We start from the raw sequence: 25,090 nt of genomic DNA on the forward strand, positions 1-25,090 counted from the left end.
GTAGATCAAACCGACCCCTAAAGAAGTATGTGCCGGCACAGCTAGGCGCTTCATGTCGTGGGAGGATTCTATGCACATCGCTCGATACGCGACCCTGCTCTCCGTACTTACAACCCTGGGTCTGCTGGCGGGATGCCAGCGCCACTCCAACAAAGAGACCTATTATCTCGTCTCGAACAATCTGAGTCTTCCCTACTGGAAGACGGCGGTCGCCGGATTCAACAAAGCCGCGGCGCAGTATGACGTAACCGCCAAAATCGTCGGTCCCGACAACTACGATGCCCAGGCGGAGTCCCAGGCCTTCGATCAGGCCGTTGCCGCCCATCCTGACGGCATTCTGGTCTCCGTAGCCGACGCCTCGTCCATGCAGTCCCAGATCGACTCCGCTCTCGACAAGGGCATCCCCGTCATTACCATCGACTCCGATTCTCCGCACAGTCACCGCATCTTCTTCATTGGCACCAACAATCGCGAGGCCGGCCATCTGGGCGGGCAGCGGGTGGTTGATCGTCTCGGCGGCAAGGGCAACGTGGTCTTCTTCACCATGCCCGGGCAGCCAAATCTCGATGAGCGCCTCAATGGCTACATGGAGATCTTCTCCCAGCATCCCGGAATCAAGGTCGCCGAGATATTCAACATCAAGGGTGATGCCGGCAACGCCATGGACAAGACGCCTCAGTACCTTGCGCTGACCGGCCCGGCCAAGGTCGATGCCTTCATCTGCCTGGAAGCCTCGGCCGGCAAGGATGTGGGCGAAGTGCTCAAGCGCGACAAGGCCACCGACCGGCTGCTGATTGCCATGGACGTCGATCCGGACACCCTCAATCTGATCAAAGAGGGTGTTGTCGATGCGACCATCGCGCAAAAACCGTACACCATGGCTTTCTATGGGCTCAAGATGCTCGACGAGATCCACCACTATCCGGTGAAGAACCTGCGCACCGATTACGCGGTCGACACTTTTTCGCCATTTCCAGCATTCATCGACACCGGGACCGCCCAGGTGGACAAGGGGAATGTGGACATCTTCGTCTCCTCGGCGGCAGCGGCCCAGCACCAGTAGCTGCAGCATCACCTGCTGTGGGCCGGCCGGAGGCGGTCTGTCAGCAGGTCGCTTGTCTCAGATCGGTCGGCCCAGGTCTCTGCCGGAAGAAGCTGGGGTTAAGATAGAAAGTTATGTCCCAGTCCCGCACCCGCGCCGTGGTCTGCCTCTCCGGGGGCATGGACTCCGCCGTCTGCGCTGCTCTGGCTGCGCGCGATCACGACGCCTATGCGCTGCACTTCAGCTATGGGCAGCGCACCGAGGAGCGCGAGTTCGAGAGCGCCCAGGGAGTCGCAAAGGCTCTTGGATTTCGCGATTTCCTGCGCCTGAAGATCGATCTTTTCCGCCTCATTGGCGGCTCCGCTCTGACCGACGCCTCGATCGACGTCCCCAAGGCTCCGGAGCATGAGCCTATCGGGAATTCGGTGCCGGTAACTTATGTCCCATTTCGGAACGCTCATTTCCTCGCTGCGGCGGTGAGTTGGGCCGAGGTTTTGGAGGCCAAGACCATCCTGATTGGCGCGGTCGAGCAGGACAGCTCCGGCTATCCCGACTGCCGGCCGGCCTATTACGAGGCCTTTCAGCAGCTGATTCGTACTGGAACCAAGGAGGGAGACATCGAAGTCGCCACTCCGCTCATCCATATGCGCAAGAAGGAGATCGTGGCGCTGGGCCTTGAATTGAATGCGCCGCTCAATTTAACGTGGTCGTGCTACTCGGGCGCAGAAGAAGCGTGTGGCGAATGCGATAGTTGCGTCCTCCGTCTTCGTGCATTTCGCGAGGCGGGCGTATCGGACCCGATTCCTTACGCCATCAGACAATCCTAGAAGCGGCGTCCCATTTTGGCGTCCGTGAGTGCCCCAAGAATTCGTGATCGTGGCCGAGCGAAAGCGCCCGCGGAAACAATTGAGCAAAAAATGCCTCAGGAAGAACCCAAGGAGATCAAGACAATGGGAGTGAAGAGAATGCGGAAGATGAAAATATGGCTGGCTTTGGCGCTGGCCGTGGTGGCCACGCCACTGATCGCGCCCTCGCTTTTGGCGCAGGATACCGGCAAGATTCACGGCCACGTAATCGATCCGGTGGGCGTAGTGATTGCCAATGTCGACGTCATCGTCAGCACCGACGGCAAGACGGCGAAGTACACCTTCAAAACCGATGCCAATGGCGATTACAAGGGCGACGGCATGGCTCCAGGCACCTACATCATTACGCTGAACAATGCCGACGGTAAGCCGGTCGATCAGTTCCGCGACGTGAAGGTCGTCGCCGGCAACGACGTCACCCAGGACTTCGATCTCACCCGCCCTGAGTACATCGCAAAGATGTCTCCCGAGCAGAAGAAGGCGCTCGAAGAAGTGAAGCAAAAGAACGCGACGGCGAATAAGGAAAATGCTGTCATCAAGAACCTGAACGGCGATCTCGCGAAGGCCCGCGACGATAACAAGAATAAGAACTACGCCGACTCCGAAGCGATTATGACCAAGGACACCCAGGCCAAGCCGGATGCCGCGGTGCTATGGGTCGAGTTGGGCATCGCCCAAAAGGGCTTGAAGAAAAACGACGATGCCGTGACCTCGCTGCAAAAGGCGGTCGCGCTGGACAGCGCCGGCGGCAAGCCGAATCCGGAGGTCGAGGCTGCGGCCAACGACGCGCTGGGTGAGGTATTAGCCACGCTGGGCAAGATTCCCGAGGCGCAGGCTGCGTACGACGCTGCAGCCAAAGCCGCCGGAGCCAAGGATCCTAAACTGGCCGCCATGCACTACACCAACGAGGCCATCATGATGGATCGCGCTGGCAACGTCGACGCCACCGTCGAAGCTGCCGACAAGTCCATCGCCGCCGATCCTACCAAGGCCATTCCCTATTACCTGAAGGGCAAGGCGTTGATCAACAAGGCGACCGTCGACCCCAAGACCAACAAGATCGTCGCGCCCCCGGGATGCGCCGAGGCCTACGAGAAATACCTGGAGCTGGACCCCGACGGTCCCTTCTCTGCCGACGCCAAGAGTATCCTGGCCGAGATGGGCACCACCGTTCAGAACAAGTACAAGGCGGGCAAGAAGAGCTAACTCCCTTTTTTGCATACAGAGCGCCGCCTTCGGACGGCGCTCTTTTTTGTCTACAATTCATTCGGTGACAGCCTCTTTTCCCGATCGCGTCCTTCCCTACCCCGAAGCAGCACAGGTGGTCTTCGATCATGTCCGCACGCTGACTGAAAAGCCTCCGGTCGAAGGCATACCTCTACTCAAATCCCTTGGCCGCATCCTCTCCGAGCCGGTCGTTGCCGATCGCGATCAGCCGCCGTTTGCCCGCGCCACGCGCGATGGTTTTGCTTGCCATGCCGCCGATCTCGACCCCTCTCGTCCGCTCCAGATCGTCGGGCAGCTGCGCAGCGGCCAGTCCTGGACGGGACCGGACCTCAAGGCGGGTGAAGCTATCGAGATCATGACCGGCGCGCCCGTGCCCAAAGGCCTCGACTGCGTGGTCATGATCGAGCATGTCATGATCGAGGAGGTCATGGTCGAGGAGGTCATGGTCGAGGAGGTCATGGTCGAGGGACAATCCATTCGCCCCATTGACGGACGGAAATGGGTGTCCGGAGAGAACATCGTTCCGCGCGGCGCCGAAGCGCGTGAAGGAAACGTGCTCATCGCCCCCGGCACGCGGATTCAGCCTCAGCAGATCGCCATCGCCGCTGCCTGCGGAAAACCGTCATTGTCTGTCTATGCCCGTCCGCGAGTTGCGATTCTGGCCACGGGCGACGAGTTGGTCTCCCTTGCAGAAACACCCTTGCCGCACCAGATACGCAACTCGAACAGCTACTCTCTGGCTGCGCAGGTCGCCAAAGGCGGCGGCGATCCCGTCATTCTGCCGCCTGCGCCGGACGTACTCTCGTCCCTGGAGGAATCGATTCGCGGCGCACTTACCTCCGACCTGATTCTGCTTTCGGGCGGAGTTTCTATGGGCAAATACGACTTCGTCGAGCAGGCGCTCGCCAACCTGGGCGCTGAGTTCTTCTTCACCGGCGTTCTCATGCAACCGGGAAAGCCCGTCGTCTTCGGACGGGTGCCTTTTGAAGCAGGGCATCGCTATTTCTTCGGGCTTCCCGGCAATCCCGTCTCCACCATGGTGACCTTTGCTCTCTTCGTCGCGCCTCTATTGGCGAGACTTTCGGGACAATCCGCAAACGCGTGCAAACCAGATTTCCGCGAAGGCCGTCTGGCTGAGACTGTTGAGGTCAAACCCGGCCTCACCCGCTTTCTTCCCGCCCGTTCCGAATCCGGTATCGATGGAACGCGCGTCAGCCTGCGGCCCTGGCAAGGATCGGGAGATATCGCCGCCGCCTCCGAGGCGAACAGCTTCGTGGTCCTCCCCGATGGCTCTGGAACATTGGCCGCCGGTGCCCAGGTTGCGGTTCTGTATCTGTGACGAATCGTTAGGAGTTGTTGAGGCAGTCCGATCCTGTACCCTGAAGCCTATGGGCAAGCTCTCCCATTACGACAGCGAAGGACAGGCGCGCATGGTCGATGTGAGCGAGAAGGCCCCGACCCGGCGCGAAGCCGTAGCCTACGCCTTCGTCGCGCTTTCGCCCGAGGTATTGGAAGCACTGCCCAGAAATCCCAAGGGAAATCCCTTGGAAGTAGCCAGGTTTGCCGGCATCCAGGCCGCCAAGCGCACCGCCGACCTGATTCCCATGTGCCACCCCCTCACGCTCAGTTTTGTCGATGTGACAGCCACCGTCGTCGAAGCCGGGATCGAGATCCACAGCACCGCCGCAACCACTGCCGGCACCGGAGTCGAGATGGAAGCGCTGACCGCAGCCTCTGTCGCTGCCCTCACCCTCTACGACATGTGCAAAGCGCTCGACAAGGGCATCATCATTCGCGAGATCCGGCTGCTGAAAAAAACTGGCGGCAAGAGCGATTTCTCGGCCACCTGATCTTCTTCCCTCGATCCGCAAATCGGCCCTATTCGCTCAAATTTTCGAATACTGAAGTTTCCACTTGACTATTTCGGGTTTTCCTTGGACACTGAAGCACATACTTCACTGTCCCAGGAGGACATTCCCATGGCAGAGCAATCCGTAATCCACAGCACGTTCGTCATTGAGCGCAGCTTCCCCAAAACACCCGAACAGGTCTTCACCGCCTTTTCTGATCCAGCCAAAAAGCGCCGCTGGTTCGCCGAGGACGAAGGCCACGATGTCGAAGAGTTTGAGATCGATTTCAAGGTGGGAGGTAATCAGCATCTCCAGTACCGTTTCAGAGCCGGCACTCCGTTTCCTGGCGTCGAAATCGTCAGCCAGGGAAGCTATCTGGAGATTGTGCCTGACCGGCTCATCGTGACGGCTTCGACCATGGCGCTGGACGGGAGGCGCTTCTCGGCATCGCTGGTAACCTTTGAGCTTCTGCCGGCGAACACAGGAACCGACCTCATCTGCACGCACCAGGGAGCGTTCTTCGAGGGTGCGGATGGGCCGCAAATCCGGGAAGCAGGATGGCGCACGCTGCTCAGTAAGCTGGCGGCCGAGCTTGCGCATTAGGAGCTGGAGAGGCGGAAAAGGTCCGAAGCATGCCTGAACTCGACATCGACCGTGTTTTCCACGCTCTCGGCGATCCCACGCGCCGGGCGATCCTGGACAGGCTGTGCCACGGGCCGCTTTCCGTCTCACGTCTGGCGGAGCCGCTCGACATCACAGTTACGGCCGTCGCTCAACATCTTCAAATCCTGGCAGAGAGCGGACTGGTTTATACCGAGAAAATCGGCAGGGTACGAATCTGCCGCATCGAGACGGCCGGCTTTACGCTGCTGCAAAAGTGGATCAGCGACCGCCGTTCGCTTTGGGATCGCCGCTTCGATCAGCTCGGCGACCTGCTCGCGGAGCCCGAGGTAGAAAAATAAGCCGCCCGCGTATTGAGATTATCGGAGGATTTTCAGGCACCCATGGTTTCGCAGGTTTGCGAAACCATGGGTGCCTAGCAAGAAGGATTTTCTAAACTGCCGTCGCCAGATAGACGCCGAACCACTCGTGCTCGTCGGTCCAGCAGCGTGTCATGGCGAAGCCGGCGCGCTCGACGATCGAAGAGATGCTGGAGGCGGTGAACTTGTAGCTGTTCTCCGTGTGGATGGTCTCTCCGCGGCCAAACTTGATCTCGAGATCCAGCGCAGGAATAGCGACATGTTGCGCGATGAGGCTTTCCAGATGCATCTCGATGCGCGAATGTTCATGGTTCCAGCGCGCACGATGCCGGAAGAGCCGGAGGTTGAAGTTGGCTCCGAGCTCGCGATTGATGCGGGTAAGAACATTTTGATTGAACGCCGCGGTTACCCCCGCCGCGTCGTCGTAGGCGCGTAACAGCACGGAGCGTTCTTTCACACGATCGGCTCCCAGCAGCAGCTTGTCTCCAGGAACCAGCCTTCGCCGCAGCTCCCGCAATACCTGCACCGCATCACTGGGTTCGAAGTTGCCGATGCTGGATCCGATATAAAGCGCCATGCGTCGCTGCCCCGCGGCCGGAATCTCTTCGATGCCCTCCGTGTAGTCGCCAATCCGCGAGATCACGTTCACGCCGGGAATCTCGGATTCGATCCGCTGTTGGGCGGCGGCCAGCGCCGATTCCGATACATCAATCGCCAGATAGTCGACTGTTTCCTGCCGGCGAACCGCAGCCTCGAGAAGGAGACCGGTCTTGGTCGCGGTGCCCGCGCCCAGCTCAATCATCTTCACTCGCTTGCGGTCGGCGGCTGCGTCCAGAATCTCATCGGCATAGGTTGTGAAGATCGCCCGCTCGGTGCGCGTCAGGTAATACTCGGGCAGCTCGGTGATAGCCTCGAAGAGCTCCGATCCACGTTCGTCATAAAAAAGCCAGGGACTGAGGGTTTTGGGCAGGCCGGTAAGGCCGCGGTATACCTCCGCACCAACCGGAGTACGTGCTACCTCTGGCAGTGAACAGATCGAGCTAAGACTTTGCATAAGGGACCCGAGAAATTCCTGTTTGTGGGATATTTTTATCGATTGGCCAGGCGGATACCAGAGAAATGCCAACGTGTCGCCGGGGAGAAAAAGTTGCGATAGGTGCTGCGGATATGGCTGGCGGGAGTGACCGCCGAGCCGCCGCGCAGGACCATCTGATTGCACATAAATTTGCCGTTATACTCTCCAAGCGCTCCGGGAAGTGCAGCGAAGCCGGGATAACCTAGATATGCACTTGCCGTCCATTGCCATACTTCGCCGAACATCTGCTGCAAACCGTCGATTTCTGCTGCAGGCATTGGATGCAATACGTCAGTTTCCAAAAAACTTCCTGACATAGGCAAATTAGATGCGGCGATCTCCCACTCCTGCTCGGTTGGCAATCTCTTGCCAGCCCAGCGAGCGAAGGCGTCAGCCTCGAAATAGCTGACGTGGCAGACCGGTGTAGACAAAATCTGCTCGAGCGGCAGTGGTCCGCGCAGCGTGTAGAGCTGCCAATCGTCGTTCCCGTCGCGGAACCAATACAGCGGAGCGGTCCACTGCTGCGCTTTGACGGTGTCCCAGCCTTCGGAGAGCCACAACTCGGGACGCTCGTAGCCGCCCGCGCGTATGAAATCGAGGTACTCGCCGCAGGTCGCCAGGCGTGAGGCTAGCGCAAAGGGTTCGAGGTAGTGCTTGTGACGCGGCTGCTCGTTGTCGAAGCAGAAACCCTCGCCCTGATGTCCGATCTCCACCAAACCGCCGTCGTGTCCGATCCATTGAACAGGAGCCACGTTCTGGGTCGCGACGGAAATCTCCCCGACTTTGTAGGCGGGATGCAGCGGATTCGACCAGAAGGCATTTTTGATGTCGTAAGCCAGGAGCTCCTGGTGCTGCTGTTCATGGTGCAGGCCGAGAACCAGCCGGCGTTGCGCTTCTTCCGGCAGGCCGCCGTCGATAAGCCGCTGCATCGCCGCTTCTACGTGGCGGCGATAGTCCAGGATCTCGTCGAGCGCCGGCCGCGAAAAAGACGCGCGCAATTTCTTGAGAGGCTGGTCGGAGACCGCGTTGTAGTAGCTGTTGAAGAGCCAGAGAAAATCGGGATGGAAGGGACGATAGCCGGAAAGAAATTCGGACAGGATGAAGGTCTCGAAGAACCAGGTCGTGTGCGCCAGATGCCACTTGGCAGGACTGGCTTCGGGACACGACTGCACCATCATGTCTTCCGGTGTGAGCGGCTGGCAGAGGGTGAGCGTCTGCTGCCGCACCTTACAAAATTGCTCTCCCAACGAGCCTGCGCTCAGGGAAGAGCTGGAAAGACCTCCGGCAGCAGCTTCGGCTACGGGGGCTGTCACTCGATTCATTCGTTCACCAACCTCTAGTGGATTAGAGAGCGGCCACCGCAACGTGTTGCCCGCAAGACTACTATGGGATGAAGCTACGCGGGAAGAAGTTACCAGGAATTTTCACCTGCTCCAACCGGAACGGCAAGACGGATCTGCGTCTTCTACCAGTGTAAGGGCGTCTATCCTGCAAATTCAGCTTCTCGGCACCGCTTCCCAAACAGCCGGCAAACCGTCCACTGGAAGGAATCTCGACTCACCATGAAATCTTTTGTCCGTGTCTCCGTGCTGCTCCTGTTCACGCTGTGCCTTTCGCTGGGCTACGGTCAGGATGGTGGTGCACCGGCGGGGTCGGGCGCGGGACAAGACAGCGGACCGGGTGGCAGACAAGGCGGCGGACAGAGCATGGCCGGGGCCTTTACCGAACATGGTGTCCAGGGAACGGTCACGGCCATTTCCGGCAGCGACATCACGGTCAAGACGGAAGACGGTGCGAGCTACAAGATCGAGACCGGCGCGAACACCCATTTCCGCAAGCAGCGCGATCCGATCAAGCTCGCCGACATTCATGTCGGCGATATGGTCGGGGCCTTCGGCGACAAGGACGACAAGGCAAAGACAGTAGGCGCTGTTGCCGTTATGGTCTTTGACAAAGAGCAGTACGAAAAAGCTCGCGCGGAATTCGGCAAAACCTGGACCGCGGGCGCTATCCAATCTATCGACGAAACCAAGATCACCATTAAGCGTCCAGATAACGTGGTGCAGATCATAGTGGTCGACGAAAACACTTCCTTCCGAAAGCGTCGCGATAGCATCACGCTCGCCGATATCAAAGTGGGCGACAATGTATCTGCCAGGGGATCGCTGCTGGGTGGGAACTTCCTCGCAACCACATTGAGTGTGGGTGTTCCGGGTGGGGGTGCAGGCGGCCGCGGTCCACGCCGTCCAGAAGATCAGAGCACACCGGCGACGGCCTCGCCCGCGCCCAACCAATAGTCCTCGCCATTTACATTTATATGACGCTTCGCCTCATCCCGATCTCGCTTCTACTGGCCGTGTCGCAATTGACGGCTCCGGCCTTCGGCTCCGCTTCCAGTGGTCGCCAGGAAGCCGCTTCCCAGCCCGCGCTGGCGACAACCACGCAGGCCGGCGGTGTCATCCATGGCAGCGTCAAGTCGGGGAGTGTTCCTCTCCCTGGCGTCAGCATCACCGCCACCAATACCCTGACCGGGAAGAAGTATTCGACGGCCACCGACGGTCGCGGCGCCTTCAGCATGACCATCCCGCAGAATGGCCGTTATGTAGTCAAGACCGATCTTGCTGCCTTTGCCTCCTCGACACAGGAGGCGTTGCTGAACGCAACCGGCCGCGACCGCCAGGTGGACTTCACCCTTGTTCTGGCCTCGCGCGCCGTACAGCAACAGGACGAGCCTAATGCACCGAGCGTCTCCGGCCAGTCCGCGGGTTCAGCAACACGGCAATACGCTGGGCGCGGAACGCAAAATCTCTCGCTACTGGGCGCAGCCGCCGATCTCATCGGTGCAGCGTCAGCAAGTGGAAGCTCCGACTCGACGCAGCTGCCAACACTCGCCAGCAACTCCGATGTTTCGACCGAATCCGTAGCAGTAGCCGGACAGACCGGCTCGACGAATCCCTTTGCAGGTATTAATCCCGGCGAACTGGGCGAAGGCGGCCCTAACGGCGATGGCGGACCGGGTGGGCCCGGAGGGCAAGGTGGTCCGAGCGGAGCAGGTGGTGGTGGTGGCGGCTTTGGCGGTGGAGGAGGAGGATTTGGCGGCGGTGGACGCGGCGGTGGTGGCTTTGGAGGAGGAGGAGGCCGTGGCTTTGGTGGACGCGGAAACTTCCGCAACTTCAACCCCAACCAGCCGCACGGTGCGATCTTCTGGAACGGCGGCAATTCGGCGCTCAACGCCGAGAATTTTTCCATCCGCGGCCAGCAGGTCGAGCAGCCGAGCTACGCGTCCAACCGCTTTGGCGCAACTCTGATCGGCGCACCTTATATCCCCAAGCTGCTGGAGCACGACACGAAGGACTTTCTCTTTCTGACGCTCTCGGGTCAGCACTCCTCCACCCCGTTCGATCAATACGGTACCGTTCCAACTTTGGACGAGCGCGGCGGAAACTTTAACCTTCCAACAGGCAACAGTCCCACCATCTACGATCCCAACACCGGCCAGCCCTTTGCGGGAAATACTATCCCTGGGTCGCGCATCTCTCCCCAGGCAAAAAATCTGCTTAACTATGTGCCCTTGCCCAATTTGCCCGGGCTGGTGCAGAACTATCGTGAGCTTTCCACGGCGCAGACCAACACTACAACCATAGGCGCGCGAGTGATCCATAATTTCGGCAGCGGCGGCACCAACGCCGCCCTCAGAAATTTCATACGTCAACGGCTGAACCAGGGGAGCACACAGTTAAGCCAGAGCATCAACGGCAATTTCAACTACAGCCATTCAGCCAGCGACCTGCTCAACATCTTCCCTGGGCTCGGAGGCAAATCGCAGTCCCATCAGTATTCACTGCAGGTGGGATACACGGTCAGCAAAAATCATCTGACGAATATCTTCAACACGAACTGGAACCGAACCGACTCACAGACGCAGAACTACTTCACCAACACCACCGATGCAGCGAGCCAGATCGGCCTCGCGGGGTTGCCGACGAATCCTCTGCTCTATGGGCTCCCAAACATTACGCTGAACCAGTTCACCAGCTTGAGCGAACAGCAGCCGACCTTCCAGCTCAACCAGACCATATCGCTTTCCAATACGACAGCGTGGATCCACAAGAAGCACAATGTGCGCTTCGGTGGCGATCTGCGACGCGTGCATCTCGACCTGTTGGGACAGACCAACTCGACGGGAACCTACATCTTCACCGGCCTCTACACCGAGGCGCCTGGAACCGATCCGAATACAACTCCGGGAGCAGCCACCAGCGGCTCGTCGCTGGCCGATCTGCTCCTGGGTCTGCCGCAGCAGACCAGCCTTCAGGCTCCGGATCAAAAATCTTATCTGCGCGAGAATGCTATCGACGCTTATGTCCAGGACGACTGGCGCGCCTTGGCTAATTTCACCGTCAATGTCGGACTACGTTACGAATATTTTTCACCTTACTCGGAGAAGTACGACCATCTGGCCACGCTCGACACCGGCAACGATTTCGCTTCTGTGACCACAGTAACTCCGAACAGCATCGGACCGTTTTCAGGTAAGTTCCCGCGGACCCTGGTCAATCCGGAAAAGACGAACTTTTCTCCGCGCATCGGCCTGGCCTGGCGGCCGATCAAGGACACTGTGATCCGCACCGGTTACGGCATCAACTACGCGAACGGGCAATATGTGAAGTTCGTGCAGAACTTCGCCTTCCAGCCTCCCTTCGCCGATGTGCAGACCAACAGCAATCCGCTGACCGGCCCTGCGGTTTTCACTCTCGCTCAAGGCTTCACTGCAACTCCGCAGGCAGACGGCAACTACGCGGTGAACAAGAACTATCGGCTGCCTTATGTACAGGTCTGGAATATCGACATTCAACGCACCCTGCCGATGAACATCGTTCTCAATGTCGGATACAACGGCTCCAAGGGAACGAGGCTCGATATCGTCGACGCGCCGGGACGCACAGCCACCGAATCGCTAAGCGGCGTGCTCTACGACTATGAAGATTCGGTAGCCTTCTCCAACTTCAACGCGCTCGCCGTACGCCTGCGCAAGCGGATGCAGCAAGGTATCTCGCTGGGCGCGACTTATACTTATTCGCACTCCATCGACAATGCGTCATCGATCGGCGGCAACGGAGGCACTTCGGCAGGAGTCGCACAAAACTGGCAGAACCTGCTCGCCGAAGAATCGAACTCCAGCTTCGATATCCGCCACCAGGTGAAGGGCGATTTCGTCTACGAGCTTCCCTTCGGGCCTGATGCTCATTTTCTGACCGGCGGCAGCTTCCTTTCGCACGCGCTCAATGGCCTTTCGGTCTCCGGCACCTTTGACTTCGCGACCGGCAATCCGCTTACGCCTCACTATGAGGCCGCGGTGGCGGACGTTTCCCGCGGCAGCACTGGCTCGCTGCGCCCGGATCGTATTCCCGGCGTCTCTCTCACCACCGGCGGAGGCACGCTCGACAACTGGTTCAACAAGGACGCCTTCACGACTCCACCGGCAATCTACGGATCGGCCTCGCGCTTCTCCATTCCCGGCCCCGGCACCATCTCGACCGACATGTCGTTTTCGAAGACGCATCGCTTTGCAGAGATGAAGACGCTCGAAGTCCGCGCGACCGTCAATAATGTCTTCAACACCGTGCAGTACTCGGGCGTGGATACGACTCTCGGCTCCAGCACCTACGGCGAAGTTACTTCTGCTGCGGCCATGCGCCAGTTCACCTTCCTCGCACGGTATAGGTTCTAGGATCTCCCATGAAGATGCCTGAACAAATTCGTCTTTTCGCTTTCGCCGCCGCGGCGTGCGGCTGTGCGGCAGTGTTCGCCGCCCAGGCGCAACAGCCGTCGAATCCGCAGTCCTCGAATCAGACACCGGATCAATCTTCCTTCACCCTCAAGGTCAACAGCGATCTGGTGCTGACCAACGTCGTGGTGCGCGACAGGAAGACCGGCGAAGTGGTGCGCGGGCTGACGCAGAAAGATTTCACTGTCCTCGAGAACGGCAAGCAGCAGCAGATTTCCAGCTTCGATTTCGAGAGTGTGGATCAGGCCACGCCGCTCAATGAAGCTATCATTAGCGGGCTCGCAGGCAAGGGCCAGAGCATCTTCAATGCGAAGAACGGAATCGCGCGTCCTGAGGAGCTGCGTAATCGGCGCCTGATCGTCATGTTTTTCGACCTCACATCGATGCAGCCTGAAGATATCGAGCGCTCCGTGGACGCGGCGCGCAACTACATCAACAAGCAGATGCAGCCGGCCGACCTGGTCTCCGTTGTCTCGCTCAACAACACGCTCTCGCTCGACCAGGACTTCACGCAGAACAAGCAGTTGCTGCTCAACGCGGTGAATTCCTACTCCGGTGGAGCGGGACAGGGCTTTCAATCGGGCGCGACCAGCACTTCTAATCAGGTGGAAGACACAACCTCATTCACCGCCGACGAGCAGGAGTACAACGACCTGAATACCGATCGCGAGCTCTTTGCGATCGCCGAGGTCTCGAAGTCGCTGGCCTATATCAACGAAAAAAAATCGCTGCTGTATTTCTCCGGCGGCATCCAGCGCGATGGCATCGAGAACCAGGCGTCATTACGCTCTGCGATCAACGCCGCGGTACGCGCCAATCTCTCGATTTATAGCGTCGACACACGCGGGCTGCAGGCCATCTCCCCGCTCGGCGACGCCTCGACCGGCAGCTTGCGCGGTGCCAACAGCTATAACGGCGCGGCCCTGCAGAACAATCTCGATTCGAACTTCAATACGCAGGAAGTGATGGCCACGCTTTCCTCCGATACCGGAGGAAAATCCTTCTTCGACTCGAACGACTTTGCACCGGCCTTCGAGCGCGTGCAGCGCGATACCTCGGCCTACTACGTGATCGGTTTTCGCTCGAGCGACGTGAGGAAGGATGGGCGCTATCGCCGCCTCACCATCAAGGTGAACCGCTCCGATGTGAAGCTTGAATTTCGGCCGGGCTACTACGCTCCAGCCGACTATAAGCACTCGAATCGCGAGGACCGCGAGCGGGAACTCGAAGACGAGTTAGCCAGCGACCTTCCCGCCACCGATGTCGCAGTCTATCTGGAGGCGCTGTACTTCCGCACCGACGAGACGCACTACTTCGTGCCTGTGTCCATCGTCGTGCCGGGCTCGCAGATTCCCTTCGTGAAGGGCGGCGACAAAGATAAGGCGACACTCGACGTCATCGGCGAAGTGAAGGATCCTGCCGGGCATGTCATCGGCCAGGCGCGCCAGACGGTGAAGCTCTCCATCGATCAGGCGCAGCAGGTGCGGCAGAAGAATGTCCAGTACTCCACCGGCTTCAACCTGCCCATCGGCAAATATCATCTGAAGTTCGTGGTCCGCGAGAATGAAACCGGACGCATGGGATCGTTCGAGACCGATATCGCCGTGCCCGATCAGCGCAAGACTCCGCTCAAGATGAGCTCCGTTGTGCTGGCCAGCCAGCGTATCCCGTCGCCAAAGAAGACGGACAATCCGCTCGACTACGATGGGCAGCAGATGGTGCCGAACCTGCCGCATGTCTTCCGCCAGGACCAGCATCTCTACTTCTTATACGAGGTCTACGCGCCATCGCACGTAGGCGCAACAGGCACCGACAACACCAAACAGGAAAAAACTGACGCCAAAAATCCAAAGGCTCCGGTTCGCGTTCTCACCAGCATCGAATTTTTGAATGGCGGCACGAAGAGTTTCGAGACGCCGCTGATCGAAGCCAACAGCCTCAACATTCCCAACCGCGACGCGGTCGCGTTTCAGTTCGATGTGCCGCTGAGTGGCCTCAAACCCGGCCTCTACACTTGCCAGGTAAATGTAATCGACGACGCTGGAGGCAGCTTCAGCTTTCCGCGCACCGCGGTGCTGATCCGCGAAGCAGCACCTGCACCGGTCGCACCTGCAGCCACGCCAGGGACAGCACCGGTTACTCAACCCGCGCCAGCGCCAAGTCACTAAGCTTGACAACGTTCTGCTCGCTCCGAAGCTAAGGCCCGCTGGGCTCTTCGCCATCGCTGTTTTCATCAGTAAGCAGCCGCCAGGGGCAGTGCCGGCAGCCCGAGTTGCAGCAAGATCCGCGTTTGAGATGATAGGCCTCGGTAAACACCAGGTACGGCCCATCCATGTAGAAGTCTTTGCCTTCTACGAGATTCTGCCAATCTTCAGGCACGCGCATCGCCCTCGATCGCCGAAGGCTGCGAAGCAAACAGGCTTGCAGGGATCGCGAGCCCGCGATCGGCTTCTTCAATGGCGCTTTCGGGTTGCGCTGTTTCTGTAAATGGATACGTGACAGTCTTGCCGGGAATGCACGCCGGGCGCTCGCCTGGGATCACAATGCCAACCAGGTTCATGGGATCGGCGGCCGCATAGGTGATGGGTAAAGCTGAAATCGCATTTCTTCTGCGCATTTCGCGCAGCGATTCCAGAGCCTCAGGCAACGCAAATTGCTCCCCTCCAAAACCAGAGACAAAGCGTCCGCCTCGCACTACGCCGCGGGCTTCGAGCCGCCGGAACATCGCGAGCAGATCGCGCCAGCGCGGCATCGAAGTCTCGCGCGCTATCAAATCCCGGAAGACGACGCCGTATCGATGAAGCAAGACCATACATGCCGACTCCATCTGGCTCTCGTGCCGTGCTGCTGCCTCACCCGCGCTCTCTTGCGTCGGAGCCGGAATGCAAAGCATGCTCCAGCGTCCCGCGGCATTGCGTGGCTGCGCGGCAGGCTTCGCGCGTGCCGGCGCGGCGAATATTTGCTTGCGGCGCGGATCGACCAGCACCCGCAGGCTGTCGAAACCGTCCGCGGTGACCAGGCCCGCCGCAACCAGCTCCCATAACGCACGGCTTATGTCCTCGCCGGATGCGCCAACTACCCTCGTCAATTCAGCCGGAAACATCGCGCCACGGTCGGTAAGATACGATCGCAGCCGGTTGGCCAGCTCGCTCAGGCAAGATGTCAGGTTGACCTCCGGGATTTGTCGCTGTGACAGGCACATATCCATCCATAGCGCTTCTTCGCGCAAAAAGAAAGTGACCGGCGCCATTCCTGTCGGAATAATTCTCTTCGGACCGCCATTCTCTATCGACGAGAACGCCGGATGCGCCGATATCCGTCCCCATCCGACGACTCCGGTCAAAGTCAGCGCGTCGAGCCACCGTGGATCGTAGTTTGCTACGCGCTGCGGAAAGATCGACCGTTCCCACTCGACCGCAGGCGCTTCAAATCCCTCCAGGCCGCGAATGGCTTCGAGCAATCCCTGTTCACCCGTGAGCTGACGCTGCGCTCCAAGATGTTGCCAGTCGAGAACGAAGCGCATATAAGCAGCGGGCGTGACCGGCTCGATCTGTTTGCGGAGCGCGTGCAGAGTGCGTTTGTGGATGCGCTGCAACAAACGACGCTCACACCATTCGACATCTTCATCGGCCAGGACTTCGCCAGCAGCAACTTCGAAGCTGCCGCGCAGGATGGCGCCCGACATCTCCAGGCGCAGCATCTGCTTCCATATCTCGTTCGCAGCAACGCCGATTCGTTCGCCCAGGCTTCGCGATGTCACGGGCCCCAGCAATCCCATCCAGCCTTGAATAGCCTTGCGCAGGATGTCATCCGCATTGTTGACGGTGGAAGGCATCGGCGGCAGACTTGGTGTAAATACTGCACCGGGCCACAACAGGAGAAGCTCCTCCCCACGCTCGGCCGCGGCGAAATATTTGCGACCATCGGCATCGGCCACTGCAGCGCGGCCGGTGCGCTCGAGCGCCTGAAACAAATCTCCCCAAAAACGCGTTCGCGGGTCTTCTGCAATCGACACAGGCACAATTACCAGCGAACACAGCAAGTCATGCAGCTCATGTTCGTCCCGCAGATCGGGCCATATCTGCTCGCGAACCTCGGCAATGGCCTCAGGAGAGAGGCGTCCGGCCTCACCCAGCGCTGTTTCCGGCAGCATTCCCCGCATCGCTACCGCGCGCGCCCTTCGCTCCTCCAAGCCTGCGTCGTCGAGAAACGCGTAGGGGTTGGCGTTAAGCAGTTCGTGCGCAAAAACTGATGGCGTCGTGGTGTCGATTGCCACGCAGCGGATCTCCCCCGCATCCATGGCCGCGAGAATCGACTTGAGGCCCTCCAGGTCCATGGCCTCGCTCAACACGTCCTTCATCACTTCACGGATCAGCGGATGGTCGGGAATCTGAATATCGCCTTCGATGTTCTCCTGGCATGCGGCCACCTGAGGAAAGACGCTGGCCAGCAGATCGTCGGAGCGCATCCGCTGGATCTGCGGCGCAACCTTCTTGCCCTTTTGAAACCGCAACAGTTGCAAACTGCGGCTTGCATCCCACCGCCAGCGCGCCTTGAAGATAGGCGAGGCTAGCGAGGCTTGCTCCAGCAACTCGGTGACGGTTTGTGTAGTCAGGAATTGGAAGACATCGCTCAATGGGAAACTATGCTGCTCGGCAAGCGAAATGTTAAGCCCGTTATCCGTAGCTGCCGCCTGCAATTCGAAGTTGAATCCGCGGCAGAAGCGCTTACGCAGCGCCAATCCCCATGCCTTGTTCACGCGCCCGCCGAACGGCGCGTGCAGGATAAGCTGCATGCCTCCGCCTTCGTCGAAAAACCTTTCTGCAACGATGGCAGTTACAGAAGGAACGGTGCCCAGCACAGCTCGCCCGGCGGCGATATAACCTATCATCTGCTCAGCAGCGGAATCGTTGACCGCGCACGAGTCCTTTAGCCATGCCACCGTCTCCATCACTGATGAATTCGTCTGGCTGATGTATCCGGGCATTACATCCTTGGTACGGAGGTCGATCTCGACACGCAGCTGGGAGACAAACTGCGACAGCTCCCAGGTGCGCTGCGGAGCTTCTCCAGTCCAGAAAGGAAGATTGGGCGGCTGCCCGTGAGCATCTTCGACCAGAACCCGTCCTGCGGACTCGATCTTCTGAATACGCCAACTGGTATTGCCCAGCAGAATCACGTCGCCTGGAGAGGAATCCACGGCGAAATGTTCATCCAGCGTGGCAATTTGAACGCCCTCAGGCTGCATGATGACCGGAAAAAGCGGCGTATCAGGAATGGTCCCGCCATTCGTCACAGCAGCGAGCCGCGCCCCGCGTCGCGCCTGGATGTGCCCATGCACGCGGTCACGCAGAATATATGCGCCATAACGCCCGCGGCTCGATTCGATGCCCTCGGCCAGCAGACAAAGCGCTTCCTCGAATTCGCTCCATTGCAGATCTCGATAAGGATAGGCCCGCCGAAAGAGTTCGAAGAGTCTCCGCTCTTCCCAGGGCTCTGCGCCGCATGCCGCAACAATCTGCTGCATGAGCACATCGATCGGCTTCGACGGAATTTCCAGCTTGTCGAGCGTGCCGCGGCGCATCGCGCGAACCAGCGCGGCCGTTTCCATCAGATCATCACGCGTGGTGACGAAGAGCCTGCCCTTGGGGATCGCACCCCGCCAGTGGCCTGCGCGCCCCACGCGCTGCATGGCTACGCCAATGGCGCGCGGCGAACCGATCTGGCATACCAGGTCTACAAACCCGATATCGATGCCAAGCTCGAGCGACGCTGTCGCCACCAGGATGCGAATCTCACCTTCCTTCAGCCGGCGCTCGGATTCCAGGCGCAGCTTGCGTGAGAGAGAACCATGGTGCGCCGCAACATTCTCAGCGCCCAAACGTTCCCCAAGCGCAAAGGCCAGCCGTTCGGCCATGCGGCGCGTATTGACGAAGACCAGCGTCGACCGATGCTCGTTGGCAAGATCAACCAGGCGCGCATGAATGCTTTCCCAAATGGCAGTGGTAGCGACCGCCCCCAGCTCATCATTGGGAATTTCGATGGCCAGATCCATCTGCCGCCGCTGCCCGGACTGGACAATCTCCACGTCAGAGGCGCGCTGCCCTGCGAGAAACTTCGCGACTAGCACAATCGGATTTTGCGTCGCCGACAGCCCGATTCGCTGAGGCGCGGCGTGTCCCGTGATGAAGTCAGCCGCGTTGAGATTATTCTCTCCGCGAACCAACGCATCGAGACGTTCCAGCGTAAGCGCCAGATGCGAGCCGCGCTTGTCGTCGGCCACGGCGTGAATCTCGTCTACGATCACCGTCTGTACGCGACGCAGATTCCGCCGGCTCTTCTCTGAGGTCAACAGAATATAGAGCGATTCCGGAGTTGTAACCAGAATGTGCGGAGGATGTTTGAGCATGGCGCGGCGCTCGGATGGCAGAGAGTCACCCGTACGCACCGCTGTCGATATCGCAGGACAAAGGTATCCCCGCTCCAATGCGAGTTGTTGGATCTCGCGCAGCGGGGCTTCGAGATTTTTTTGCACGTCATTTGAGAGCGCCTTGAGCGGCGAGACGTAAACCACCTGCGTGGCACAATCGAGCCGGCCTTCGATGGCATGGCGCAAGAGGCCGTCGATGGCGATAAGAAATGCGGCCAGCGTTTTGCCCGAGCCTGTGGGGGCGGAGATCAGCGTCGGCTTGCCAGCGAGGATATACGGCCAGCCCTGCTCCTGCGGCTCCGTCGGCGTGCCGAAGCGGCGTACAAACCACTCCTGAACGACCGGATGCGCCCAATGAAGGCTTTCCGGAATCGCTTCGGAATTTGCGCCCCGGCCGACAGCGACAGATGACGACATTCGTGTATTCTAGCTCGATTTTCGATTCTTCTTCGCCCTCAATCACTTACGCGGCTCTTAAGAAAATCTTTATTTCAGTCTTCCCAGATCTTTACGTTTGCAGGTCTTGAATGGAAATTGTCGGGCTTATCCCGGCGGAGGAATCATGAGCGCGTTTCGCACTTGCCGACCGTTATTAGTCGATGCAACGCAATGCAACGAGGAACAGACCATTACCACCGATCTCGGCTTTCGCCACGTCAGGCGCGGAGACTGGATCGTGAAAGGCGAGGACGGTGAATGCTACATCGTCGACGACGCCTTCTTTCAACGCACTTTCACGCCACTCCAGACCTACCCCTGGGAGCAGATGCAGGAAGCGCGCAATTACGGCTCTTAGTCCCCCTTAAAAATTCACAGTGAACGACGAGGTTGAGGGGCATTTTCAGGCCCTCCCCCTGCAACCCCCACGCGGTCCTCTCGGCACCACGTAAAATGCAGAGATATGAACTTGTCTGCATTGCCCACTGCCCAAGACAGTGCTGAGGACCGCGCCCGCCGCATCCGATTGATCCTCTTCGATGTGGACGGCGTTCTCACCGACGGCAGCATCTGGCTCTTCCCCGCGCCTGCGGCCAGCCAGACTACCGCCGGTCACGCCCAATCGCTCGAAGGCAAGGGCGGTTTTGCCTTTGCATCCTCGACCATGATCGAGGCCAAGGGGTTCAACGCCCACGACGGCTCGGGAGTTTCTCTCGCCCGACTGGCCGGCATGAAGTGCGGCATCATCACCAAACGAGTCTCCGAGACGGTCGCGTTGCGAGCCCGCGATCTGCGCCTCGAATACGTCTATATGGGGCAGGCCTTCAAGATGCAGGCCGTGCGCGAGATCATGGCGAAAGAGAATATCTCCATCGATGAGATCGCCTACGTGGGCGACGACATCATCGACCTGCCGGTGATGCGCGAATGCGGGCTGGCCATTGCCGTCGCCAACGCGCGGCCCCAGGTCAAAGCCGTAGCGCATTACATCACCCCCAGCTCCGGAGGACACGGCGCGGGGCGCGATGCCGTCGAATTTATCCTGGAAGCAAAGGGGCTGCTCGATAAGGTCATCGAGCAATATATCGGAGAACGAAATGGCGGCGAGCCCGACCCGGTTGCAGTAAACATGGATGCGGGAGAAGCCGGCGCCTGATCGCACTCCATGATGCCTACTGCCACTTCTCCAACTCCAAACCGAAACAGAAATTCGTTCCGCGCGCCGCTTCTTTTGTTTTGGATGGCCTTTGTCGTTCGCGCAGCTTATGTAACCGTCGCGCATACGTATCGCTTCAGCCCCTTCGAAGATCACTTCACCTTCGGCTACGAGATGGCCCGTGTGGCCCGCGCCCTGGTGACCGGCTTCGGGTACAGCGACCCGTTCAGCGGACACACCGGTCCAACTGCGTGGGTTCCGCCGCTTTGTCCCTTAATCATCGCCGCGGTCTTCAAGCTCTTCGGCATTTACAGCCTCATGTCGGGATGGGTTCTTCTTGTCCTGAACAGCGTCTTTTCGGCTGCGACTGCTTCCTGCGTGTATGAGATCGCCGCGCGCTCTTACAATCACCGCGTAGCCGTGTGGTCCGGCTGGATCTGGGCCCTCTATCCTGCGGCGATGCAATATGCCGTACGGTGGGTGTGGGAAACACCTCTCTCCACATTTCTTTTCGCTGCCATCTTGGCGCTGGCTCTGCGCATGCGGGGCATCGGCAACGATGCGGACGCGGGACAAAAACGCCAAGACCTCTCGCAATGGCTGATCTTCGGCCTGCTATGGGCACTCATCGCGCTTTCGAATTCCACCATGCTGCTCTTCCTGCCCGTCTGCGGCATCTGGATACTGTTGGGTGCGGACAACCGAAGTGCAGCGGCTCTTCACGCCTGCATGGCCGCGTTGTTATTTGTAGCGTGTCTTGCTCCGTGGGTCTGGAGAAACCGGATTGCCCTGCATGCCTTCGTGCCTATACGCAGCAATTTCGGCGCGGAACTCTATGCAGGCAACGGCCCCGGCTCTTACGGCTTTCGCTACGGAGTTCTGATTGGATTGCCGGAGCAAGACCCGCAGCACCGGCTCTACGTGAAGCTTGGTGAGATCGCCTACGTCCATCAACGCGGCGAGCTGGCGAAGGCATATATTAGGACGCACCCCGGCCACTTTGCGGCGCTCACACTGAAGCGGTTCTACTTCTTCTGGGCCAGCGTTCCTCATCCTTCTGACAAGCACTGGGCGCTCGACCTTATCCGCCAAGTCAACTATTGCTTGCCGAGCATCACCGGTGTGCTGGGCCTTTTCCTCTCACTGCGACGGCGCATTGCAGCCGCGGGTCTTTTGGCGTGGGCTTTTGCGCTGCTGCCGCTTACCTACTATTTCGTTACCGTCGAAGCTCGCTTTCGCCACCCTCTGGAACCGCTCATCGTCATCTTTTCGGTTTACTTATTTCAATCGGCATCGCCCCGCGCTTCCGCTAAACTGGCCTGACGGATCGTCTGCGAATATTTGTGACAGCTACTGATACTCAATCGAAAAGCTTTCGCGCGCCCTGGCTGATTTTCTGGGCAGGACTGGCCGTGCGTGTTCTCTACATCACGCTGGCACACACCTATAAAATCCGCCTTTTTCAGGATCATTTTCAATTTGGCTGGGAGATGGGACGCATCGCGCGCGCCCTGGCCACCGGCTATGGCTACTCCGATCCCTTCGTCGGGCATACCGGTCCCACAGCCTGGGTTCCGCCGCTTTACCCTCTGCTGCTCGCCGCCGTGTTCAAGCTCTTCGGCGTCTATTCAGCGCTCTCCGCAGGGGTCGTTCTCACCATCAACAGCATCTTTTCCGCTGCTACAGCACTGTTCGTCTATGAGATTGCCGCGCGCTGCTACAACCGCCGAGTCGCTGTCTGGTCAGCTTGGCTGTGGGCGCTCTATCCAGCGGCCTTGCAGTACGCGGTGCATTGGGTGTGGGAGATGTCGCTCACCGCGATGCTCTTTAGCTGGATTCTGGTGCTGGCATTGCGCATGCGGTCGATTGGTGACCCCTCTCGCGACGACGATGCTCAGTCCATGCAGCGATGGCTGCTGTTCGGCGCGCTGTGGGGACTGGTTGCGCTCTCCAATGCCACGCTGCTGCTCTTCCTTCCCATCTGCGGCATCTGGATTCTGCTCGGATCGCGCGGCTCCCTGGGATCTGCGCTGCTGCGCGTCTCTTTGGCTTCCATCGTTTTTCTGGCTCTGCTCGCGCCTTGGATCTGGCGTAACTGGGTGGTCTTTCACGCCTTCATTCCCATCCGCGGCAATCTCGGCGCTGAGATGTACGCCGGAAGCGGACCCGGATCCAACGGCTTCGCATTCATCGCCACGCTACCGTTGGTCGAGCACGATCCTGAAACAATGCGTTACAAAACCCTCGGCGAGGTCGAATACGTCAAGGAGCAGGGCGCGAAGGCGAATGCCTATCTTGCGACGCATCATCTGCACTATTTTCAGATTTCGTTGAAGCGCTTCTACTTCTACTGGGTGAGCGTTCCCCATCCCGTCGAACACTCTGCCCCCGCCGAGTTTGGACGAGAACTGAGTTACTGTTTCCTCGGCATCACGGGGCTGTTGGGACTCGCGTTGTCCCTGAAGAATAGAATTCCCGCCGCGGGACTTTTTGTCTGGGCCTTCCTGCTGCTGCCGATGACCTACTATTTTGTAACTGTCGCGGCGCGTTTTCGGCATCCGCTGGAGCCGCTTATCGCTATCTTCAGCGTTTATCTCTTCCAATCGGCAGCGCCGCGACCGCGAGCGGACAAACATGCGTGAAATATAGTCACCTATAGCCTGCGGCGCGTGAGCCGTCATCGTGCCCTAGTTTTTGCGCACGTAAATTCGATAGCTCATTGTGGGGTAGGGGCGGCTTTCCCACTTCACCCATGTTTGCGGAGAACGATCTACGGCGAGGTTGTAGTTCGCGCCGAGATAGTCGGCGAATTGCGGCCATTGATTCAACTTGCTGTATGTGGCAGTTGCTTCGGGCCAGTCTTGCTTCATAACTACAAACACTCGCGGAGGCTTCTGCTGTATCGCCGACCAGAAACGCTGCCTCATCGCTTCGGTGACTTGGGTCTGATGCGGAGCCCAGAAATAGAAGTCCACCAGGAAGCCTGTGCTCTGCACCAGATCCATCCGGTATAACGCATTAATGCACCCGGAAAATTCATCCAGACATTGCACGTTCCCCGACAAGCCCGCTCCTCCCTGCTGCTCCAGATCGCTTCGCAACATCGTGAAGAGTTCCTGATTTCGCCAATCGTATCCGGCGGTCTTGTAGGCAGATACCGGGGCAATGATGAGCGCTCCCGCGGCGAGGCCAATCACACCACAAATGCGCAATACGCCCGGCCGGCGTAGCACGGCGGCGAAATCAAGCCCCATCATGAGCAGCAAGAATGCGAGAGCGGGATAGCGGTGATACGGAAAGCCCTTCCGCTGGCCGATATACGACAGGAAACCGATGCCAAGACCGATCCAGAGCGCAACCCGCTCCGGGTTCCATGGCCTTCGCCATGGCAGCTCTCGTGCCGCGCTTACCACCAACATCACAACCCAAAGTAAGACCAAAGGAAGTAGAGGAGAAATACTATGCAGCAGCAGATAGCCTATCGAGCGAGGTGCAAGTTTCGAATAGTAAGGCCACATGCCGCGCACCGCGATCATAAATTCAGGGACAGAACCTTCCCTCTGCAAAAACACCAGAGAGGCAGCAACAGGGCCTGCCAAGCCGACGATGCCTGCGAATAAGTATCGACTTAACTTCAAACTGCGAGGGCCGCGAGGAAGGATGATCGGCAAGAGGAGCAGAAGCCCTAAGGGAGCAGCGGTCGGCTTGATAGTCAGAGCGATGCCCGAACACAACCCACACCCAAGCATCGGCCAACTTTTGACGTTTCGCACCGCATGGATGGCAAACGCGCAGGCACCGAGCATGAGCACCGCGATAATAAGGTCACGCTGCGCCGTCTGCGGAATTCCGTCACGTCCGTGAAGCAGTGCCAGCAGCGCGCCTGCGTAAAAACCGGCGAAGCGACTGTGAGGCCAAGCGATCCAGAGCATCGCCAGCGTAGCTAACACCAGCAGCGTGAAGTCGAACACCCGCAGTCCCAGCGCTCCTCCGCCGAAGATATGAATGACCAGCCAATCCACCAGATAGGTGCCAGGCATTTGCGCGTCTACGATATCTCGATACGGAGCCATCCCATGCTGCAACAGCAAAATCAGATAGTGCACCATGGTGGCATCACCCACCATTGGCCAGTGCCAAGAGCAAACCACGAAGAACGCACAGCTAATAGCCAGAGCGGCAGTGAGCGCGCCTAGAAAGATAGGCTCCGGTTTCGCGAGTTGAGATGTCCATGACAA

General features: G+C 59.1%; 19 protein-coding genes. 14 read left to right on the top strand and 5 right to left on the bottom strand.

What is annotated here, in order from left to right; all coding sequences use genetic code 11:
- Positions 1 to 70 precede the first annotated feature (70 nt).
- From XX99_RS14080 to XX99_RS14110, 7 genes are all read left to right on the top strand, one after another.
- Positions 71 to 1,063: a substrate-binding domain-containing protein gene (locus tag XX99_RS14080; protein ID WP_050059993.1), complete on the top strand. Its 993-nt coding sequence runs from the start codon at positions 71 to 73 to the stop codon at positions 1,061 to 1,063.
- Positions 1,064 to 1,176: 113 nt separating this feature from the next.
- Complete coding sequence (queC, locus tag XX99_RS14085) at positions 1,177 to 1,869, top strand: 7-cyano-7-deazaguanine synthase QueC (protein WP_050059994.1); 693 nt, start codon at positions 1,177 to 1,179, stop codon at positions 1,867 to 1,869.
- 90 nt (positions 1,870 to 1,959) lie between these two features.
- Positions 1,960 to 3,114, top strand: a complete 1,155-nt coding sequence (locus XX99_RS14090) for a carboxypeptidase-like regulatory domain-containing protein (RefSeq protein WP_231581339.1) — start codon at positions 1,960 to 1,962, stop codon at positions 3,112 to 3,114.
- Positions 3,115 to 3,160: 46 nt separating this feature from the next.
- Positions 3,161 to 4,474, top strand: a complete 1,314-nt coding sequence (locus XX99_RS14095; RefSeq protein ID WP_221302549.1) for a molybdopterin molybdotransferase MoeA — start codon at positions 3,161 to 3,163, stop codon at positions 4,472 to 4,474.
- A 49-nt stretch (positions 4,475 to 4,523) separates the two neighbouring features.
- Entirely contained in the window at positions 4,524 to 4,985 is a 462-nt protein-coding gene (gene moaC / locus XX99_RS14100; protein ID WP_050059995.1) for a cyclic pyranopterin monophosphate synthase MoaC, read from the top strand.
- Positions 4,986 to 5,114: 129 nt separating this feature from the next.
- Positions 5,115 to 5,588 carry an SRPBCC family protein gene (locus XX99_RS14105; protein WP_050059996.1) on the top strand — a complete coding sequence of 158 codons (474 nt, stop codon included), beginning with the start codon at positions 5,115 to 5,117 and terminating at the stop codon, positions 5,586 to 5,588.
- A gap of 29 nt (positions 5,589 to 5,617) precedes the next feature.
- Positions 5,618 to 5,947, top strand: a complete 330-nt coding sequence (locus tag XX99_RS14110; RefSeq protein ID WP_050059997.1) for an ArsR/SmtB family transcription factor — start codon at positions 5,618 to 5,620, stop codon at positions 5,945 to 5,947.
- A 91-nt stretch (positions 5,948 to 6,038) separates the two neighbouring features.
- On the opposite strand, the gene egtD is transcribed toward XX99_RS14110, so the two are convergent.
- Together egtD and egtB are read right to left on the bottom strand one after the other, a co-directional pair.
- A complete protein-coding gene (gene egtD / locus XX99_RS14115; RefSeq protein WP_050059998.1) occupies positions 6,039 to 7,019 on the bottom strand; it encodes an L-histidine N(alpha)-methyltransferase in 981 nt (326 codons plus the stop codon).
- 35 nt (positions 7,020 to 7,054) lie between these two features.
- Positions 7,055 to 8,353: an ergothioneine biosynthesis protein EgtB gene (gene egtB / locus XX99_RS14120; RefSeq protein ID WP_375782560.1), complete on the bottom strand. Its 1,299-nt coding sequence runs from the start codon at positions 8,351 to 8,353 to the stop codon at positions 7,055 to 7,057.
- A 249-nt stretch (positions 8,354 to 8,602) separates the two neighbouring features.
- Here egtB and XX99_RS14125 point away from each other — a divergent pair, with 249 nt between their 5' ends.
- The 3 genes from XX99_RS14125 to XX99_RS14135 are packed head-to-tail and all read left to right on the top strand — an operon-like array spanning position 8,603 to position 14,996.
- Complete coding sequence (locus XX99_RS14125; protein WP_050059999.1) at positions 8,603 to 9,337, top strand: DUF5666 domain-containing protein; 735 nt, start codon at positions 8,603 to 8,605, stop codon at positions 9,335 to 9,337.
- A 20-nt stretch (positions 9,338 to 9,357) separates the two neighbouring features.
- Entirely contained in the window at positions 9,358 to 12,771 is a 3,414-nt protein-coding gene (locus XX99_RS14130; RefSeq protein ID WP_050060000.1) for a TonB-dependent receptor, read from the top strand.
- Between the two features lie 14 nt (positions 12,772 to 12,785).
- The gene (locus tag XX99_RS14135; RefSeq protein WP_082125585.1) at positions 12,786 to 14,996 is read left to right on the top strand and encodes a VWA domain-containing protein; all 2,211 of its coding nucleotides are present in this window, start codon (positions 12,786 to 12,788) and stop codon (positions 14,994 to 14,996) included.
- Between the two features lie 28 nt (positions 14,997 to 15,024).
- On the opposite strand, the gene XX99_RS14140 is transcribed toward XX99_RS14135, so the two are convergent.
- Complete coding sequence (locus tag XX99_RS14140) at positions 15,025 to 15,207, bottom strand: DUF5522 domain-containing protein (protein ID WP_231581342.1); 183 nt, start codon at positions 15,205 to 15,207, stop codon at positions 15,025 to 15,027.
- Positions 15,200 to 19,675, bottom strand: coding sequence for a DEAD/DEAH box helicase (locus tag XX99_RS14145; RefSeq protein WP_082125558.1), 4,476 nt, complete (start codon positions 19,673 to 19,675; stop codon positions 15,200 to 15,202). Before XX99_RS14145 ends, XX99_RS14140 begins: the two co-directional genes overlap by 8 nt.
- Positions 19,676 to 19,820: 145 nt before the next feature.
- On the opposite strand from XX99_RS14145, the gene XX99_RS14150 reads away from it, so the two are divergent.
- The 4 genes from XX99_RS14150 to XX99_RS14165 all read left to right on the top strand — a co-directional run bounded on the left by XX99_RS14150 (position 19,821) and on the right by XX99_RS14165 (position 23,494).
- Positions 19,821 to 20,054: a hypothetical protein gene (locus XX99_RS14150; protein ID WP_050060002.1), complete on the top strand. Its 234-nt coding sequence runs from the start codon at positions 19,821 to 19,823 to the stop codon at positions 20,052 to 20,054.
- A gap of 105 nt (positions 20,055 to 20,159) precedes the next feature.
- The gene (locus XX99_RS14155; protein WP_050060003.1) at positions 20,160 to 20,852 is read left to right on the top strand and encodes a KdsC family phosphatase; all 693 of its coding nucleotides are present in this window, start codon (positions 20,160 to 20,162) and stop codon (positions 20,850 to 20,852) included.
- A gap of 84 nt (positions 20,853 to 20,936) precedes the next feature.
- Entirely contained in the window at positions 20,937 to 22,175 is a 1,239-nt protein-coding gene (locus XX99_RS14160; RefSeq protein ID WP_231581344.1) for an ArnT family glycosyltransferase, read from the top strand.
- Between the two features lie 20 nt (positions 22,176 to 22,195).
- Positions 22,196 to 23,494: an ArnT family glycosyltransferase gene (locus XX99_RS14165; RefSeq protein WP_231581346.1), complete on the top strand. Its 1,299-nt coding sequence runs from the start codon at positions 22,196 to 22,198 to the stop codon at positions 23,492 to 23,494.
- A gap of 45 nt (positions 23,495 to 23,539) precedes the next feature.
- Here the strand turns inward: XX99_RS14165 and XX99_RS14170 are convergent, their stop codons facing one another.
- Complete coding sequence (locus XX99_RS14170) at positions 23,540 to 24,823, bottom strand: hypothetical protein (protein ID WP_156185982.1); 1,284 nt, start codon at positions 24,821 to 24,823, stop codon at positions 23,540 to 23,542.
- Positions 24,824 to 25,090 lie beyond the last annotated feature (267 nt).

Source organism: Silvibacterium bohemicum (assembly GCF_001006305.1).
Lineage (GTDB): Bacteria > Acidobacteriota > Terriglobia > Terriglobales > Acidobacteriaceae > Silvibacterium > Silvibacterium bohemicum.